Source organism: Pseudidiomarina salilacus, from assembly GCF_047323925.1.
GTDB classification, from domain to species: Bacteria; Pseudomonadota; Gammaproteobacteria; order Enterobacterales; family Alteromonadaceae; genus Pseudidiomarina; species Pseudidiomarina salilacus.
In genome coordinates this window covers 868,142-882,076 of sequence record NZ_CP178751.1, presented here as the reverse complement: position 1 = coordinate 882,076, position 13,935 = coordinate 868,142, and the positions used below count along the sequence as shown (strand labels likewise).

Below are 13,935 nucleotides of genomic sequence, written 5' to 3'. Positions count from 1 at the left end.
ACTACTTGGTCTCCACTACTTGCACCGGGATTTGCTGAAAATCCCATTGCCAGTTTTCTGGACGTGGTTGCACCGGCACCATGTCGATACAATCGACCGGGCAAGGCTCGACACACAAGTCGCAACCGGTACATTCATGCGCAATGACCGTGTGCATTTGTTTCGCGGCACCTAAAATTGCATCGACGGGGCAGGCTTGGATACACTTGGTGCAGCCAATGCATTCGTCTTCACGGATCACCGCCACTTTCTTCACGTCTTCTTGCCCGTGTGCGGCGTCCAATGGTTTGGCTTCAACGCCAAGCAAATCGGCTAGTGCTTTGATGGTAGCCTCGCCACCTGGCGGACACTTATTAATGTCGTCACCATTGGCAATGGCTTCGGCATAGGGGCGACAGCCAGGGTAGCCGCATTGTCCGCATTGGGTTTGCGGCAAAATAGCGTCGATTTGGTCAACAATGGGATCGCTCTCAACCTTAAACCGCACTGCGGCAAAGCCAAGTACCAAACCAAACACCAAGGCTAGAACACCCAGTGCAATGATTGCCGTCACTATACTCATGCGACACTCACCAAACCGCTAAAGCCCATAAATGCTAATGACATAAGTCCAGCTGTGATCATGCCCACCGCTGCGCCTTTAAAGGGAATAGGCACATCTGCGGCCGCTAAGCGCTCGCGCAGCGCCGAGAACATAATCAAAACCAACGAGAAGCCGACCGCCGCGCCAAAGCCATAAATAATCGATTCAATAAAGTTGTGTTGTTCATTGATGTTCAACAGGGCCACACCGAGCACTGCACAGTTGGTGGTAATTAACGGTAAGAAGATACCGAGCAAGCGATACAGTGTTGGGCTGGTTTTGTGCACCACCATTTCAGTGAACTGCACCACAACCGCAATCACGAGAATAAAGCTCAAGGTTTGCAGGGCACCCAAGCCAAGGGGTTCGAGTAAATACTGGTTGACGAGATAGCTACACACCGATGCCAAGGTCAGCACAAAGGTCGTTGCCGCAGACATACCGATGGCTGTCTCGAGCTTGTTCGATACCCCCATAAACGGGCACAAGCCGAGAAACTTCACCAACACAAAATTGTTCACCAGTACGGTTGCTACTAGTAGTAGCAAATACTCACCCATGAGCTACACCTGATTGGTCTGAAAAAGTAACGAAATTAATTGCCATATTATCGAACGTTTAGCCGTTTGAAACAACCGATAGACTGTAGTGTTATTCGGCTTTGTCATTGAATCTTCATTTAGTTGTCGCAAAAGCGCCATTAAAGCCCCGTAAGGTGGCGCTAAATCGAGCCAAGAAGGGGCCTTGCCATGGGGCGCTGGTTAGCGACGTTAAGCCGATACGATCAACAGTGGTTTTGTTGGTTAACGCAACGAGCTCAAAGTATTCAGCAACAACGCTGGGTGCGTTGGCTATCTCGCTCGGGAGATGGTTATTGCTACGCCATTGTTGCGTTGTACTTCTATTTTACCGATGAACTAATCGATCGGCGCATGTTGCCCACGCTGTTCACCGGCTTTGCCATCGAAATTCCTACTTTTATGCTGATCAAGCGCTGGTTAAAACGCCCGCGCCCTTATCAAACACTTTCTATTACTGCAGTAATACAAGCCCACGATCAATTTAGCTTTCCTTCAGGGCACACCACCGCGGCATTTTTATTTGCCACCTTGGCCTGTTACTTCATGCCCCATTTAGCGCCGGTTTGGCTCTGCTGGGCCACAGCTGTAGGGCTGTCGCGGTTGTTACTGGGGGTGCATTACCCCGGCGATATCCTCGCTGGCGCCGCGCTCGGTACTGGCCTGGCCGGAATCGCGCTTAGTTTAATGGATCCCATCACGATTTAAAGGAGTTCGCGTATGAAGATCTTGCTCGGTATTCAGGGCACCGGCAATGGCCACTTGAGCCGTTGTTCAGCGCTTGCGGAAGCACTACAACAGCATGCTGTTGAGGTGGATTATCTGGTCTCGGGACGGCCACAAGAATTGCTCTTTGACATGCAGGCGTTTCCGCAATGGCAATGGCGCAAAGGGCTATCCTTTGCCGTTAAAAATGGTCAAATCGACTTACTGCAAACCCTGAAGAGCAACAACTGGCGGCAATTTTGGCACGACGTGAACACACTCGACTTGAGTTCGTACGATTTGATTGTCACCGACTACGAGCCGGTGGTGGCTTGGGCGGCAAAACGTCAGGGCAAACGCTGTATTGGTGTGGGCCGTCAGTATGCCTTTTACCAACCGACGAAAACGCTGCATTTGCCGTGGTTCTACAATAAGTTGATCAAATTTTTTGCGCCGGTGAGCGATGTGGTAGGCATGCATTGGGTCAAAGATGGTCAACACACGTTACCGCCGATTGTGCATCACCGTTCCGAGCCAAGCGACGTTGAGTCAGATCATTACTTGGTTTATCTGCCGTTTGAATCGCTGCTGACCGTGCATCGTCTCTTGGCCCAGTTCCCACAATATCGCTTTAGCGTGTTTCATCCAGAAGCGAAACGGCAGCGGCTGGCAGGCATCGATTATTATCCGCCTTCTAGACAGCGTTTTGCCGAGCTTTTTATGCAAGCTGAGGGGGTAATAAGTAACGCTGGTTTTGAAACCAGTAGCGAGGCATTAGCGTACGGTAAAAAGCTATTGGTACGCCCGTTAGCGGGGCAGTTTGAGCAGGTCGCCAACGCACGCTGTTTAGCAACGCTTGGTTTGGCGACCCAGCTTGAGCATTTGTCAGAGGCAGGCTTGCGGCATTGGTTTGCCAACGGTGAAGCACAACAATGCTACTGGCCAGATGTTGCCAGTGCCGTTGCACAGTGGTTAGCAACAGGCGCAACTACACCGGTCGATGAATTAAGCCGGCAACTATGGAAACAGAGTGAACAAACGGATTTACGAAGTTTATTGCGTAGTGATTATGGCTTGTTGCGGAGTCACGTCTAGCGGTTGCGCTAGCTGGCTCCCCAGGTTGGATTCGAACCAACGACACATGGATTAACAGTCCACCGCTCTAACCAACTGAGCTACTGGGGAATAACAAGCTAAAGAGGGGATGTGCTGATGAGTGTGGCTCCCCAGGTTGGATTCGAACCAACGACACATGGATTAACAGTCCACCGCTCTAACCAACTGAGCTACTGGGGAACGTTGCAAATACTCATCAAGCTGTCATCCGACAACGGGAGCGAATGTTAAAGATGCCCGCGCGCCCTGTCAATAGTAAAAATCACCGTTTGCGCGTTTTCTGCGCAAGGACAGTGAAAATTTTTTTGTCAAGCCTGAAAAAGGACTGGTGCTATAACATAACGCATAGTGCGCAATGGGCTTCGGTTATCCACAGCGAGGGCAAACTCGCGTGGTTCGTGGGCTTGCCGATCTTATCCACTAAATCTGTGGATAACCTTGTGGGTAGAACTGTGAGAAGCCTTAAACTGTGCGAGTTACAGATTAATTTAGCGGTTGGTTAAAAATTGCGTAGTCAAAAAATAAATTAATTAAAACAGTAAGATACAAAACCCATGTCATTCATCGCAAATTTTCTATTTAGCCGTCTGTAGCTGCATAGTCTTTCACCACGGATTGTGCATTTCTTCATAAATCTGGTGAATTTTTATCATCAAAAAAGCTCCACAACCGACAAATTGTGGAGCTTTTGTAAGGCTTTACAAAACTTTGCCTGACGGTCTAATTGTTAGCAAAAGCACTAATGCGTTTAACGGCCTCTTTAAGCGTGTCAAGGTCAGTGGCAAACGAAAAGCGACAATGACCCGGTGCGCCGAAGGCAGTACCCGGCACTAACGCGACTTTGGCCTCGGTGAGTAATGCTTCACACCATTCAATATCCGTCGCGTAACCTTTGTCTGCCATCATTTGCTCGATGTTAGCGAAGGTGTAGAAGGTGCCATCACCGGCGATACAACGCATACCTGGGATCTGGTTCAAAGCATCGACCAGATAATCATGCCGTTGTTTGAAGGCACTGACCATGGTGTCGATACAGCTTTGGTCGCCATTGAGGGCCGCCAACGCGGCGTACTGACTGATACTGGCTGGGTTTGACGTACTTTGTGATTGCATCTTTTTCATAGCAGCAATCAGTTTGGCCGGACCTGCCGCATAACCAATGCGCCAACCGGTCATCGCATAGGCTTTTGACACACCCGAGAGCAAGACAATGCGGTGCTGCAGATCTGGCGCAGCCATAGCGATATTGGCAAACGGGAAATCAGCCCAAAGAATGTGTTCGTACATGTCGTCGCTGGCAATCAACACTTGTGGATGCTGGCGCAGTACTTCTGCCAGTTCAGCGAGCTCGGCCTTGCTGTAAGCGGTACCTGTCGGGTTCGACGGACTATTCAAAAACAGCAAGCGGGTTTTCGGTGTGATTGCAGCAGCCAGTTGCGCTGCGGTGATTTTATAGCGCTGTTCAATACCCGCTTGAATAAATTTCGGCTCGGCGCCTACCAGTTTGGCCATATCAGGGTAGGACACCCAATAAGGCGCCGGAATCAACACTTCATCGCCAGGGTTCAGCCAAGCGCTTAGCAAATTGAAAATGCTGTGTTTACCACCGGCGGAGATCAAAATCTGATTTAGTTCGTAATCAAGTTGATTGTCACGTTTAAACTTGTCGATGACAGCTTGTTTCAGCGGCACGATGCCATCAACCGCAGTGTACTTGGTGTGACCCGCATCAATCGCAGCTTTGGCTGCCGTTTTAATAAACTCGGGCGTATCAAAATCTGGCTCGCCCACACCGAGACCAATAACGTCGTGACCAGCAGCTTTTAGCTCGGCGGCTTTTTGCGACACGGCAAGGGTAGGTGACGGTTGAATCGCATTGACGCGATCAGATAACGGTAAACTCTCATTGGTTTGCTTCACAACATTTTTAGTCACGACACGATCCTGTGGGTTATCGATGGGCCAGATAGTCAAAATGCAGAGCCGTACTATATGATCTGCGGCGCATTTTGTCCACGATCCGATACTGATCCTGAGGATCATTTGTGGTGACTGAATAGCACCGAAAAGGTTAATCCGTTACAATGGACAGCTTTGATATTTCATCATCTTTTTAGCCTACGGGACGTTGCATGAGCTCTGCTGTATCAGCTACTTCGTTAACGCAAGATCCAATTCCGCGCACGCTATGGCAAATGACGTGGCCGGTGGTTATTGGTGTACTCACGCTGATTAGCTTTAATGTGGTCGACACCTTCTTCGTCGGTATGTTGGGCACCGATCCGTTGGCTGCGGTCAGTTTTACCTTTCCGGTAACTTTTACCGTAATTAGCCTCGCCATTGGCCTCGGTATTGGCACTTCGGCGGTACTGGCGCGCAAACGCGGAGCTGGGCGACAGGAACACGCGCAGTTTGATGGCTTCGTTGCACTCGCGGTTTCGGCCATCTTGGTGGCAGCTCTCTCGCTTGTTGGTTATTTACTGATGGACCCAATTTTTACCGCATTGCAAGCGCAGCCGCGCTTAATGCCGTTGATTCAGGATTACATGATCCCATGGTTCATTGGTGCCACGCTGTTGGTCATTCCTATGGTAGGCAACGCGGTGCTGCGCTCTTCTGGCGATACTCGTACCCCCAGTTTAATTATGGCCTCGGGCGGTTTGCTGAACGCTATTTTTGACCCCATTTTGATTTTTGGCCTCGGCCCCATTCCGGCGCTGGGAGTGCAGGGTGCGGCGCTTGCCAGCGTTATCAGCTGGACCATAGGTACGGTGTTGGTGCTGTGGTACTTGCATTACAAAAAGTTGATTAGCATGAAGGCACCGGCGGATGCGCATCCAGTGCGCTCAGCGCGCCAAATTCTGTCGATTGGCATGCCGGCCGCCGGCGCGAATATGCTGACACCGCTGGCAATGGCGGTGCTAACGGCAATTATCGCTGGCTACGGTGCACCGGCCGTTGCCGCATTTGGGGTGGGTACGCGGCTCGAGTCCTTGGCTAGCGTGATTATATTGGCGCTATCGATGAGTTTGCCGCCGCTGGTGAGCCAAAATCTTGGCGCAATGCAGTTTGCACGAGTAAAAGAAGCCTATACCACGGCTTTGCGCGCGGTCATCATCGTGCAGCTCGTCATCTATCTGCTGTTGATTGTTACTGCGTCTTGGATCGCCATGATCTTCACCGATGATCCTGAGGTGGCGCGCTTGATTCGTCTGTTTATCTACATCATGCCACTGGGCTATGGCGTCCAAGGCGTGATTATTTTGACCAATTCTAGTTTCAATGCCATGCATGCACCGATGTCGGCATTGCTGTTAAGTATTGTGCGGTTGTTCGTGATGTTTGTACCGCTGAGTTATCTCGGTTCTTGGCTGTACGATATTCCAGGCTTGTTTGCCGGTGGCGTGATTGCAAACTTCATTACTGCACTGATTGCTTGGCAGTGGTTTGCCAAACATTTACAACGCGAACGGCACGAGGAGAACGCAGCATGAGTCGAGAGTTTGAACTGGCCTCTGAATTTGAGCCAGCGGGCGATCAGCCGCGCGCGATTGAACAGTTGGTGGACAACCTTGAAGCAGGGTTAGCCCACCAAACCTTACTCGGAGTGACCGGCTCAGGTAAGACGTTTACCATGGCAAATGTCATTCAAAAGGTGCAACGGCCAACGCTTATTTTGGCGCATAACAAGACGTTAGCGGCGCAATTGTATGGCGAGATGAAAGAATTTTTCCCCAACAATGCGGTGGAATATTTCGTCTCGTACTACGACTACTATCAGCCCGAAGCTTATGTGCCAACCACTGATACCTTTATCGAAAAAGACGCGTCGATTAACGACCACATTGAGCAAATGCGGTTGTCGGCGACCAAAGCACTAATGGAGCGCCGTGACGTTGTGTTGGTGGCGTCGGTGTCATGTATTTATGGTTTGGGCGATCCTGAATCCTACATGAAGATGATGCTGCACCTACGCCGCGGCGATATCATCGACCAGCGCGACATACTACGTCGCTTGGCTGAGTTGCAGTACAAACGCAATGATGCCGCCTTCGAGCGTGGCACCTACCGCGTGCGTGGCGAGGTGATTGATATCTTCCCAGCAGAATCTGAAGAGATGGCGGTGCGGGTTGAGTTGTTTGATGATGAGATTGATCGCATCAGCTTTTTTGAACCGCTGACCGGACAGGTTACGCAAGCTGATGTGGCGCGGGCGACGATTTATCCGAAAACGCACTATGTGACGCCGCGCGAGAAAATTTTAAAAGCCATTGAGCAAATCAAAGACGAACTCAAAGATCGCAAGCAACAACTGCTGGATGCCAACAAACTGATTGAAGAGCAACGCATCAGCCAGCGCACCCAGTACGACATCGAGATGATGCTGGAGTTGGGTTATTGCTCAGGTATCGAAAACTATTCTCGCTATTTGTCCGGCCGCGCGCCGGGCGAGCCGCCACCGACATTACTCGATTACTTGCCTGACGACGCGCTACTGATTATCGATGAATCACACGTGACGGTTTCGCAAGTAGGGGCAATGTACAAAGGCGACCGTTCGCGTAAAGAGAACTTGGTGAATTACGGCTTTCGGCTGCCTTCAGCGTTAGATAACCGCCCGTTAAAGTTTGAAGAGTTCGAGGCGATTGCACCACAAACCATTTATGTGTCGGCAACACCGGGTAAATACGAACTGGAAAAATCGGCTGGCGAGGTCATCGAACAAGTCGTACGCCCGACCGGGTTGATTGATCCGGTGATTGAAGTACGTCCAGTCGCTACCCAAGTCGATGACTTAATGTCTGAAGTTCGCGCGCGCGTAGCCGTCAATGAACGTGTGCTTGCCACCACGCTGACCAAGAAAATGGCTGAAGACTTAAGTGATTATCTGGACGAGCATGGCATTAAAGTGCGCTATCTGCATTCCGACATTGATACGGTTGAGCGCATGGAGATCATTCGTGACCTGCGTTTAGGTGAATTCGATGTGCTGGTGGGCATCAACCTGCTACGTGAGGGCTTGGATATGCCTGAAGTCAGCTTGGTAGCGATTCTCGATGCCGATAAAGAGGGCTTTTTGCGCTCCGACCGTGCGTTGATTCAGACCATTGGTCGTGCGGCGCGTAACGTCAATGGTAAAGCGATTTTGTATGGCGATAAGATTACCGGCTCGATGCAACGCGCTATTGATGAAACCGACCGTCGTCGCGCCAAGCAAATTGCGCACAACGAAGCGCAAGGCATTACACCAAAAGGCTTAACCAAGCGGGTTACCGATGTCATGGACTTGGGTGGCGCACGCCAGCGCAAGAAATCATACGAAGAGCGTCGTGCCGTGGCGGAGAAAGAAGCCAAGTACGATATTAATCTGAGCGATCCTATTGCGCTGATGAAGCTGTTAGAACGCACCGAGAAAGAAATGTATCAAGCGGCCAAAGATCTTGAGTTTGAGAAGGCGGCCAAGTTACGTGATGACGTCGCCGATTTGCGCGAACGCTTAAAACTACTAGGTTAGGGCGATGCAGTTACGGCTTGGTGATGAACGCTATCTAACGAACGACGGTCAGTTGAAAACACCGCTGGCACTGGTATTTGTGCTGGCGTTGTTTTTGCGCGGTTATTTGGCGTGGATTATTTCGCTGACGTTTAGTGAAGATCGCGGCCGCCTGCTGAGCTTTTTCTATGCCAACACCGAACAATTCGTGCTGACGCTGAGTGTCGGCGTGCCGGCATTAATGGTGTTGGTCATGCTGACCCAAATGAAAGCCGAATTGCCACGTTGGGTGCCAAAATTCGCGCGCATTGCGCCAGTGTTATTGTGGTTAAGTTGGCTCGCCGATGGTGTTTTGATTGGCAGTTTGGTCGCGGCGAATTGGCCGCATTTTGCGTTCGTTAAAGCATTGATTATTTTTGCCTGGCTGACAGCGCTATGGCTGTTGCTGTATTCACGGCATTTGAGAAGGTTCTTTCAGTTGCTAGCTAGTGAACGAGATAGCGCAAATGGGTAATTTCCCCGTAGTAGAACTACGGGCTACGAACAGCAGATAGCGAATAGCTAACAGCGGTGTTATCAAGAAGTGGTGGATGGTACTGGGCTCGAACCAGTGACCCCCGCCTTGTAAGGGCGGTGCTCTCCCAGCTGAGCTAACCATCCATCTGGGGTGCGGCAGAGACTGGAGAAGTGGTGGATGGTACTGGGTTCGAACCAGTGACCCCCGCCTTGTAAGGGCGGTGCTCTCCCAGCTGAGCTAACCATCCGTTATCTCTGCTTTGCGGGGCGTATTATAGGGTGCCTCGCGTTGCTGTCAACAGAAAATATGTCGATAACTGACTGACTGCTGACTTTTTCACCGAATCGAAGACGATTCCGGCAAATTAGCCCAAAACCGCAGGTGCGACACACGCTGCTTATTGGTAAACTACGCAGCAAAATAACCCGAAAGATGCGGAGAATGCAACTGTTATGACAGTAGTCACTCGTTTTGCCCCAAGCCCAACCGGCTATTTACATGTCGGTGGCGCACGTACAGCTCTTTATTCATGGTTGGTAGCCAAAGCTGCTGGCGGTAAGTTTGTGTTGCGGATTGAAGACACTGACCGCGAGCGCTCAACTCAGCCGGCCATCGACGCTATTCTTGAAGGCATGGAATGGTTAGGGCTGAACTGGGATGAGGGTCCTTACTACCAAACCAAGCGCTTCGATCGCTACGAACATTACATCGATAAACTGTTGGCCGAAGACAAAGCCTATAAATGTTATTGCTCACAAGAGCGCCTTGAGCAAATGCGTGAAGAACAAATGGCGCGCGGCGAGAAGCCACGTTACGACGGACACTGTCGAGACAACCCCAATGTCAGTGGCGAGCGTTACGTTGTGCGTTTTCGCAATCCACAAACCGGTGCTGTGAAATTCAACGATCACATTCGTGGTCCTATCGAGTTCGCGAATACCGAATTGGATGACCTCATCATTGCTCGCAGCGATGGCACACCGACGTATAACTTTTGTGTGGTCATTGATGACTGGGAAATGAATATTACCCACGTGGTGCGTGGTGAAGACCATATCAATAACACGCCGCGGCAAATCAATATTCTGCAAGCGCTCGGTGCACCAGTGCCTGAGTATGCGCATGTCTCAATGATTTTGGGCGACGACGGCAAGAAGCTATCAAAGCGTCACGGCGCCGTGAGCGTGATGCAGTATCGCGATGACGGCTACTTGCCACAAGCGGTGCTCAATTATTTAGTGCGCTTGGGGTGGTCCCACGGCGATCAAGAAATTTTCAGTATTGATGAAATGATCAAGCTGTTCAGTCTAGATGACATCAATAAAGCTGCGTCAGCGTTTAACACCGAAAAACTCAATTGGTTGAATCAGCACTACATGAAAAGTTTGCCAGTGAGTGAAGTTGCTGAGCATTTGCAATGGCACTTTAGCGATCAAGCGGTTGATGTCAGCAAAGGGCCGGCGCTTGAAAAAATCATTCCGTTGTTAGCCGATCGTGTCAAAACGCTGAAAGAAATGGTGGTCGCTGCGCGCTATTTTTATGAAGAATACGAAGATTTTGAAGAGGGTGCAGCGAAGAAGCACCTGCGTCCGGTTGCCCGTGAAGCACTCGCAACTGTGCAGCAACGATTGCAAGCATTAACCACGTGGGATGCCGCAACGATTCAAGCCGCGATTCAAGGTGCCGCAGACGACCTCGAAGTAGGTATGGGCAAAGTGGGTATGCCGTTGCGCGTGGCTGTGACCGGTGGTGGTAACTCTCCTTCGCTGGACGTCACGCTCCAATTGCTTGATCAAGATCAAGTGGTACGACGTATCGATCGCGCGATTTCCTATATCATTGAGCGTGAGAACGCACAACAATAGGACCTCTGATGCCGAAAATTCGTCAGCTACTGGAAAAGAATCGTGAATGGGCACAACGCCAGATCGCCGAGCAGCCTAATTTTTTCGCCGATCTGGTAGCACAACAATCACCGGAATATTTGTGGATTGGGTGCTCAGACAGTCGGGTACCGGCAAACCAGGTTGTCGACATGGCGCCGGGCGAACTTTTCGTGCACCGCAACGTTGCCAATCAAGTGATCCAGACCGATTTTAACTGTCTGTCGGTGGTGCAGTACGCCGTCGATGCGTTGCAGGTGAAGCATATACTAGTGGTAGGTCACTATGGTTGTGGCGGCGTTCGCGCTGCCACCGAAAATTGCAGCCACGGTCTTGTGGATCACTGGCTGTATCCAATCAAAGACATCTACCGTGAGCATCACGACGAACTTGACCTGTTAGAGGACAAAGCACGTATCGATCGATTGTGTGAACTCAACGTAATAGAGCAAGTTAGAAACCTCGCCAAAACCACCATAGTGCAGGGCGCGTGGGAGCGTGGTCAGGAACTCGCGCTACATGGCTGGGTATACAGTTTGGAAGACGGTTTGGTGCGGGATATGAACGTTACCGTGCGTGACAAAGCATCGCTCGAGCGGATTTATCATTTTGATGATTGAGTTCGAGTAGAGCTTTGCATTTAACACGAGAGGGAGCGAAATGTGGCTAAGGAAGAGAACAAGGTTGCACAACTTAGGCGTCGTGCCTTTATAGAAGAATTGCGTGAGCACCTCGAACAAGTTAAGCAGTTACAAAACAGTAAGGGTGGGCAAGTAACAAAAGCAGCTCAAGAGCTAGGTAACGAGCTAGAGGAACTAGGACAATGGCTCAATGCTCGTTTCAATGAGCTAGTCCGTCTGCTTGAGATAAGTGCTGAACTCAATAAAGGTGTTCTGCTCGATGATGTTCTATCACGAATCTACACTTTTTTTCGTGAGGTTATTCCTTACGATCGTATTGGCTGTGCGTTAATTGACGATGAGCAAAAGAATGTCACAGCTTACTGGGCCAAATTCACCTACGACAACCAGCCACAAATTTCAGCCGGCTATTCAGCGCCGCTCGCTGGCTCAAGTTTGGCGCGTATTATATCAACAGGTAAGCCTCGCATCCTGAACGATTTAGAGGCCTATTTGGCGGAACACCCCGATTCTGAGTCGACTCGTAAAATTGTTGCAGAGGGTATTCGCTCGAGTCTCACCTGTCCGTTGCTTGCCGATGGCAAACCAGTTGGGTTTTTATTTTTCTCAAGTAAAGACAAATACACTTACGACGGTCTTCATCAAGAAGTTTTTCTATACATTGCATCACAAGTAGCTCATCTCATTGAAAAAAGTCGTCTATATCAAGAAATCGTCGACTTAAATCAAAAACTAGTTGAAATGAATTTGCAACTCGAAGAAAAAGCTTCCCGAGACGTTTTGACAGGACTTTATAATCGCGGCGCCATAATGGAGTTTTTGCAACAGCGATTAGCTTCTGAAGCGGATTCCATAGCTGTTGCTATGCTTGATATTGACCATTTTAAACAGGTGAATGACGTTCATGGCCACGCGCAAGGCGATCTGGTATTGCGCGGTGTAGCGACCGCAGCACGGAAAGTAATTCCGATAACGGGGAGACTAGGGCGCTACGGTGGGGAAGAGTTTCTCCTGATTCTACCTTCATGCTCTAAAGAGTCAGCGGTTGAGGTAGCCGAAGCCATACGTCGTGCGGTGATGAATCAGCCGTTTGAGACGGCCAAGGGGCTGTTGAACGTAACTATCAGTATCGGTGTGGCTCATCATTTGGAAATGGGCGACATCGGTTCACTCAATGCGTTGTTAGAGCTTGCTGATCAACGTTTGTACCGTGCAAAAGAAAGCGGGCGAAACAAGGTGGTTGCAGATGAAATTCCGAAAAACTGAACGGCATTTGCGCGAACTGCTTTAAAAATCGGCAAACGGTTCTTTTTGCCAAAAAAAAGGTTGACGGTAAGCAGCGAATTACCATAGAATTCGCCCCGCTGTCAGGGTTACGGGGCTATAGCTCAGCTGGGAGAGCGCTTGCATGGCATGCAAGAGGTCAGCGGTTCGATCCCGCTTAGCTCCACCAAAGCACCTGACACGATTTTGAAATACCGCGTCCCCTTCGTCTAGAGGCCTAGGACACCGCCCTTTCACGGCGGTAACAGGGGTTCGAATCCCCTAGGGGACGCCATTTTCAAAATCAGCGAGACAACTTGAATGTTCTGCGTCCCCTTCGTCTAGAGGCCTAGGACACCGCCCTTTCACGGCGGTAACAGGGGTTCGAATCCCCTAGGGGACGCCACATTCAGTCATCGCAACCGCAAGTCCGGGGTCCCCTTCGTCTAGAGGCCTAGGACACCGCCCTTTCACGGCGGTAACAGGGGTTCGAATCCCCTAGGGGACGCCATTTCTTCGTTTCTTCCTATTTCACTAGCGCCCCAGCAAATCCAGCAGATGTGGCTCCATAATATCAGCGATGTCGTCTTGTGCTTCGCGATTGGGATGAATGCCATCGTTTTGCATTAATTCTGGTTTAATCGCTATTTGCTCCATAAAAAACGGGATCAACAGCGTGTCTGTGCTTTCCGTTACGGTTGGAAAAATGTCGGCAAACATGTTGCTGTAACGCGCGCCGTAGTTCGGCGGAATTCTGATCTGACTCACCGCAACTTTTATGTCATCTGCTTGCAATCGCTCAATGATCTGTCGCAAATTGGACTCAATTGTTTGTGGCGTGAAGCCACGAAGGCCATCGTTGCCACCCAGTTCGACAAACACGGCATCAGGTTTGTGGGCTTTGAGCACACCGTTGAGACGATTTAGCGCTCCCTGCGTAGTATCACCACTAATACTGGCATTGACCAACGTAATGTCAGGGTAACTATCCGACCAACGCTGCTGCAAAATGCCGACCCATGACTCTTTTTGTGACATGCCATAGCCGGCACTTAGACTGTCGCCGAGCACCACGAGTGTTCCATTTGCGAAAACTGGACGTATAAGCACCAACAGTGCGACGATAACTGCAAATTTAACAAGGAAATTTTTCAT

Annotated in this window: 12 protein-coding genes and 8 tRNA genes; 12 read left to right on the top strand and 8 right to left on the bottom strand. The window is 50.3% G+C overall.

The window, feature by feature from the left end:
* Position 1: 1 nt before the first annotated feature.
* Both rsxB and rsxA read right to left on the bottom strand, forming a co-directional pair.
* Positions 2-562, bottom strand: coding sequence for an electron transport complex subunit RsxB (gene rsxB / locus ACJ8W9_RS04235; RefSeq protein WP_034732369.1), 561 nt, complete (start codon positions 560-562; stop codon positions 2-4).
* On the bottom strand, positions 559-1,143 hold the full coding sequence (rsxA, locus tag ACJ8W9_RS04230; protein WP_411358640.1) for an electron transport complex subunit RsxA: 585 nt from the start codon (positions 1,141-1,143) through the stop codon (positions 559-561). Before rsxA ends, rsxB begins: the two co-directional genes overlap by 4 nt.
* A 189-nt stretch (positions 1,144-1,332) precedes the next feature.
* Between rsxA and ACJ8W9_RS04225 the strand changes: the two genes are divergently transcribed.
* Complete coding sequence (locus tag ACJ8W9_RS04225) at positions 1,333-1,869, top strand: phosphatase PAP2 family protein (protein ID WP_411360498.1); 537 nt, start codon at positions 1,333-1,335, stop codon at positions 1,867-1,869.
* 12 nt (positions 1,870-1,881) lie between these two features.
* Entirely contained in the window at positions 1,882-2,961 is a 1,080-nt protein-coding gene (locus tag ACJ8W9_RS04220) for an MJ1255/VC2487 family glycosyltransferase (protein WP_411360497.1), read from the top strand.
* Positions 2,962-2,974: 13 nt separating this feature from the next.
* Here the strand turns inward: ACJ8W9_RS04220 and ACJ8W9_RS04215 are convergent.
* From ACJ8W9_RS04215 to ACJ8W9_RS04205, 3 genes are all read right to left on the bottom strand, one after another.
* Positions 2,975-3,051 (bottom strand) — tRNA-Asn (locus ACJ8W9_RS04215).
* Between the two features lie 34 nt (positions 3,052-3,085).
* Positions 3,086-3,162, bottom strand: a tRNA-Asn gene (locus ACJ8W9_RS04210).
* A gap of 540 nt (positions 3,163-3,702) precedes the next feature.
* Positions 3,703-4,917, bottom strand: coding sequence for a pyridoxal phosphate-dependent aminotransferase (locus tag ACJ8W9_RS04205; RefSeq protein ID WP_411358638.1), 1,215 nt, complete (start codon positions 4,915-4,917; stop codon positions 3,703-3,705).
* Between the two features lie 197 nt (positions 4,918-5,114).
* On the opposite strand from ACJ8W9_RS04205, the gene ACJ8W9_RS04200 reads away from it, so the two are divergent.
* Genes ACJ8W9_RS04200 through ACJ8W9_RS04190 form a run of 3 tightly spaced genes read left to right on the top strand, consistent with a single transcriptional unit; the run spans position 5,115 to position 8,990 of the window.
* Positions 5,115-6,476, top strand: coding sequence for an MATE family efflux transporter (locus ACJ8W9_RS04200; RefSeq protein ID WP_411360496.1), 1,362 nt, complete (start codon positions 5,115-5,117; stop codon positions 6,474-6,476).
* On the top strand, positions 6,473-8,497 hold the full coding sequence (uvrB, locus tag ACJ8W9_RS04195) for an excinuclease ABC subunit UvrB (RefSeq protein ID WP_034732356.1): 2,025 nt from the start codon (positions 6,473-6,475) through the stop codon (positions 8,495-8,497). Before ACJ8W9_RS04200 ends, uvrB begins: the two co-directional genes overlap by 4 nt.
* A gap of 4 nt (positions 8,498-8,501) precedes the next feature.
* Complete coding sequence (locus ACJ8W9_RS04190; protein WP_411358636.1) at positions 8,502-8,990, top strand: DUF2919 family protein; 489 nt, start codon at positions 8,502-8,504, stop codon at positions 8,988-8,990.
* 70 nt (positions 8,991-9,060) lie between these two features.
* On the opposite strand, the gene ACJ8W9_RS04185 is transcribed toward ACJ8W9_RS04190, so the two are convergent.
* Positions 9,061-9,136 (bottom strand) — tRNA-Val (locus tag ACJ8W9_RS04185).
* Between the two features lie 28 nt (positions 9,137-9,164).
* Positions 9,165-9,240: transfer RNA gene (locus tag ACJ8W9_RS04180), tRNA-Val, on the bottom strand.
* 205 nt (positions 9,241-9,445) lie between these two features.
* Here ACJ8W9_RS04180 and gltX point away from each other — a divergent pair.
* The 7 genes from gltX (at position 9,446) to ACJ8W9_RS04145 (ending at position 13,291) form a co-directional block, all read left to right on the top strand.
* Entirely contained in the window at positions 9,446-10,858 is a 1,413-nt protein-coding gene (gltX, locus tag ACJ8W9_RS04175) for a glutamate--tRNA ligase (RefSeq protein ID WP_411360495.1), read from the top strand.
* A gap of 8 nt (positions 10,859-10,866) precedes the next feature.
* Positions 10,867-11,496 carry a carbonate dehydratase gene (can, locus tag ACJ8W9_RS04170; protein WP_411358634.1) on the top strand — a complete coding sequence of 210 codons (630 nt, stop codon included), beginning with the start codon at positions 10,867-10,869 and terminating at the stop codon, positions 11,494-11,496.
* Between the two features lie 42 nt (positions 11,497-11,538).
* Positions 11,539-12,783 (top strand): diguanylate cyclase, encoded by a 1,245-nt coding sequence (locus ACJ8W9_RS04165; RefSeq protein ID WP_411358633.1) that lies wholly within the window; start codon positions 11,539-11,541, stop codon positions 12,781-12,783.
* A 111-nt stretch (positions 12,784-12,894) separates the two neighbouring features.
* Positions 12,895-12,970: transfer RNA gene (locus ACJ8W9_RS04160), tRNA-Ala, on the top strand.
* A gap of 29 nt (positions 12,971-12,999) precedes the next feature.
* Positions 13,000-13,075 (top strand) — tRNA-Glu (locus ACJ8W9_RS04155).
* 35 nt (positions 13,076-13,110) lie between these two features.
* Positions 13,111-13,186, top strand: a tRNA-Glu gene (locus ACJ8W9_RS04150).
* 29 nt (positions 13,187-13,215) lie between these two features.
* Positions 13,216-13,291, top strand: a tRNA-Glu gene (locus ACJ8W9_RS04145).
* Between the two features lie 23 nt (positions 13,292-13,314).
* On the opposite strand, the gene ACJ8W9_RS04140 is transcribed toward ACJ8W9_RS04145, so the two are convergent.
* Complete coding sequence (locus tag ACJ8W9_RS04140; RefSeq protein ID WP_411360494.1) at positions 13,315-13,935, bottom strand: arylesterase; 621 nt, start codon at positions 13,933-13,935, stop codon at positions 13,315-13,317.

Coding starts and splice junctions, on each gene's coding strand:
- ACJ8W9_RS04200 (WP_411360496.1), top strand. CDS start 5,115: ATGAGCTCTGCTGTATCAGCTACTTCGTTAACGCAAGATCCAATTCCG.
- rsxA (WP_411358640.1), bottom strand. CDS start 1,143: ATGGGTGAGTATTTGCTACTACTAGTAGCAACCGTACTGGTGAACAAT.
- ACJ8W9_RS04225 (WP_411360498.1), top strand. CDS start 1,333: ATGGGGCGCTGGTTAGCGACGTTAAGCCGATACGATCAACAGTGGTTT.
- ACJ8W9_RS04140 (WP_411360494.1), bottom strand. CDS start 13,935: ATGAAAAATTTCCTTGTTAAATTTGCAGTTATCGTCGCACTGTTGGTG.
- rsxB (WP_034732369.1), bottom strand. CDS start 562: ATGAGTATAGTGACGGCAATCATTGCACTGGGTGTTCTAGCCTTGGTG.
- can (WP_411358634.1), top strand. CDS start 10,867: ATGCCGAAAATTCGTCAGCTACTGGAAAAGAATCGTGAATGGGCACAA.
- gltX (WP_411360495.1), top strand. CDS start 9,446: ATGACAGTAGTCACTCGTTTTGCCCCAAGCCCAACCGGCTATTTACAT.
- ACJ8W9_RS04220 (WP_411360497.1), top strand. CDS start 1,882: ATGAAGATCTTGCTCGGTATTCAGGGCACCGGCAATGGCCACTTGAGC.
- uvrB (WP_034732356.1), top strand. CDS start 6,473: ATGAGTCGAGAGTTTGAACTGGCCTCTGAATTTGAGCCAGCGGGCGAT.
- ACJ8W9_RS04190 (WP_411358636.1), top strand. CDS start 8,502: ATGCAGTTACGGCTTGGTGATGAACGCTATCTAACGAACGACGGTCAG.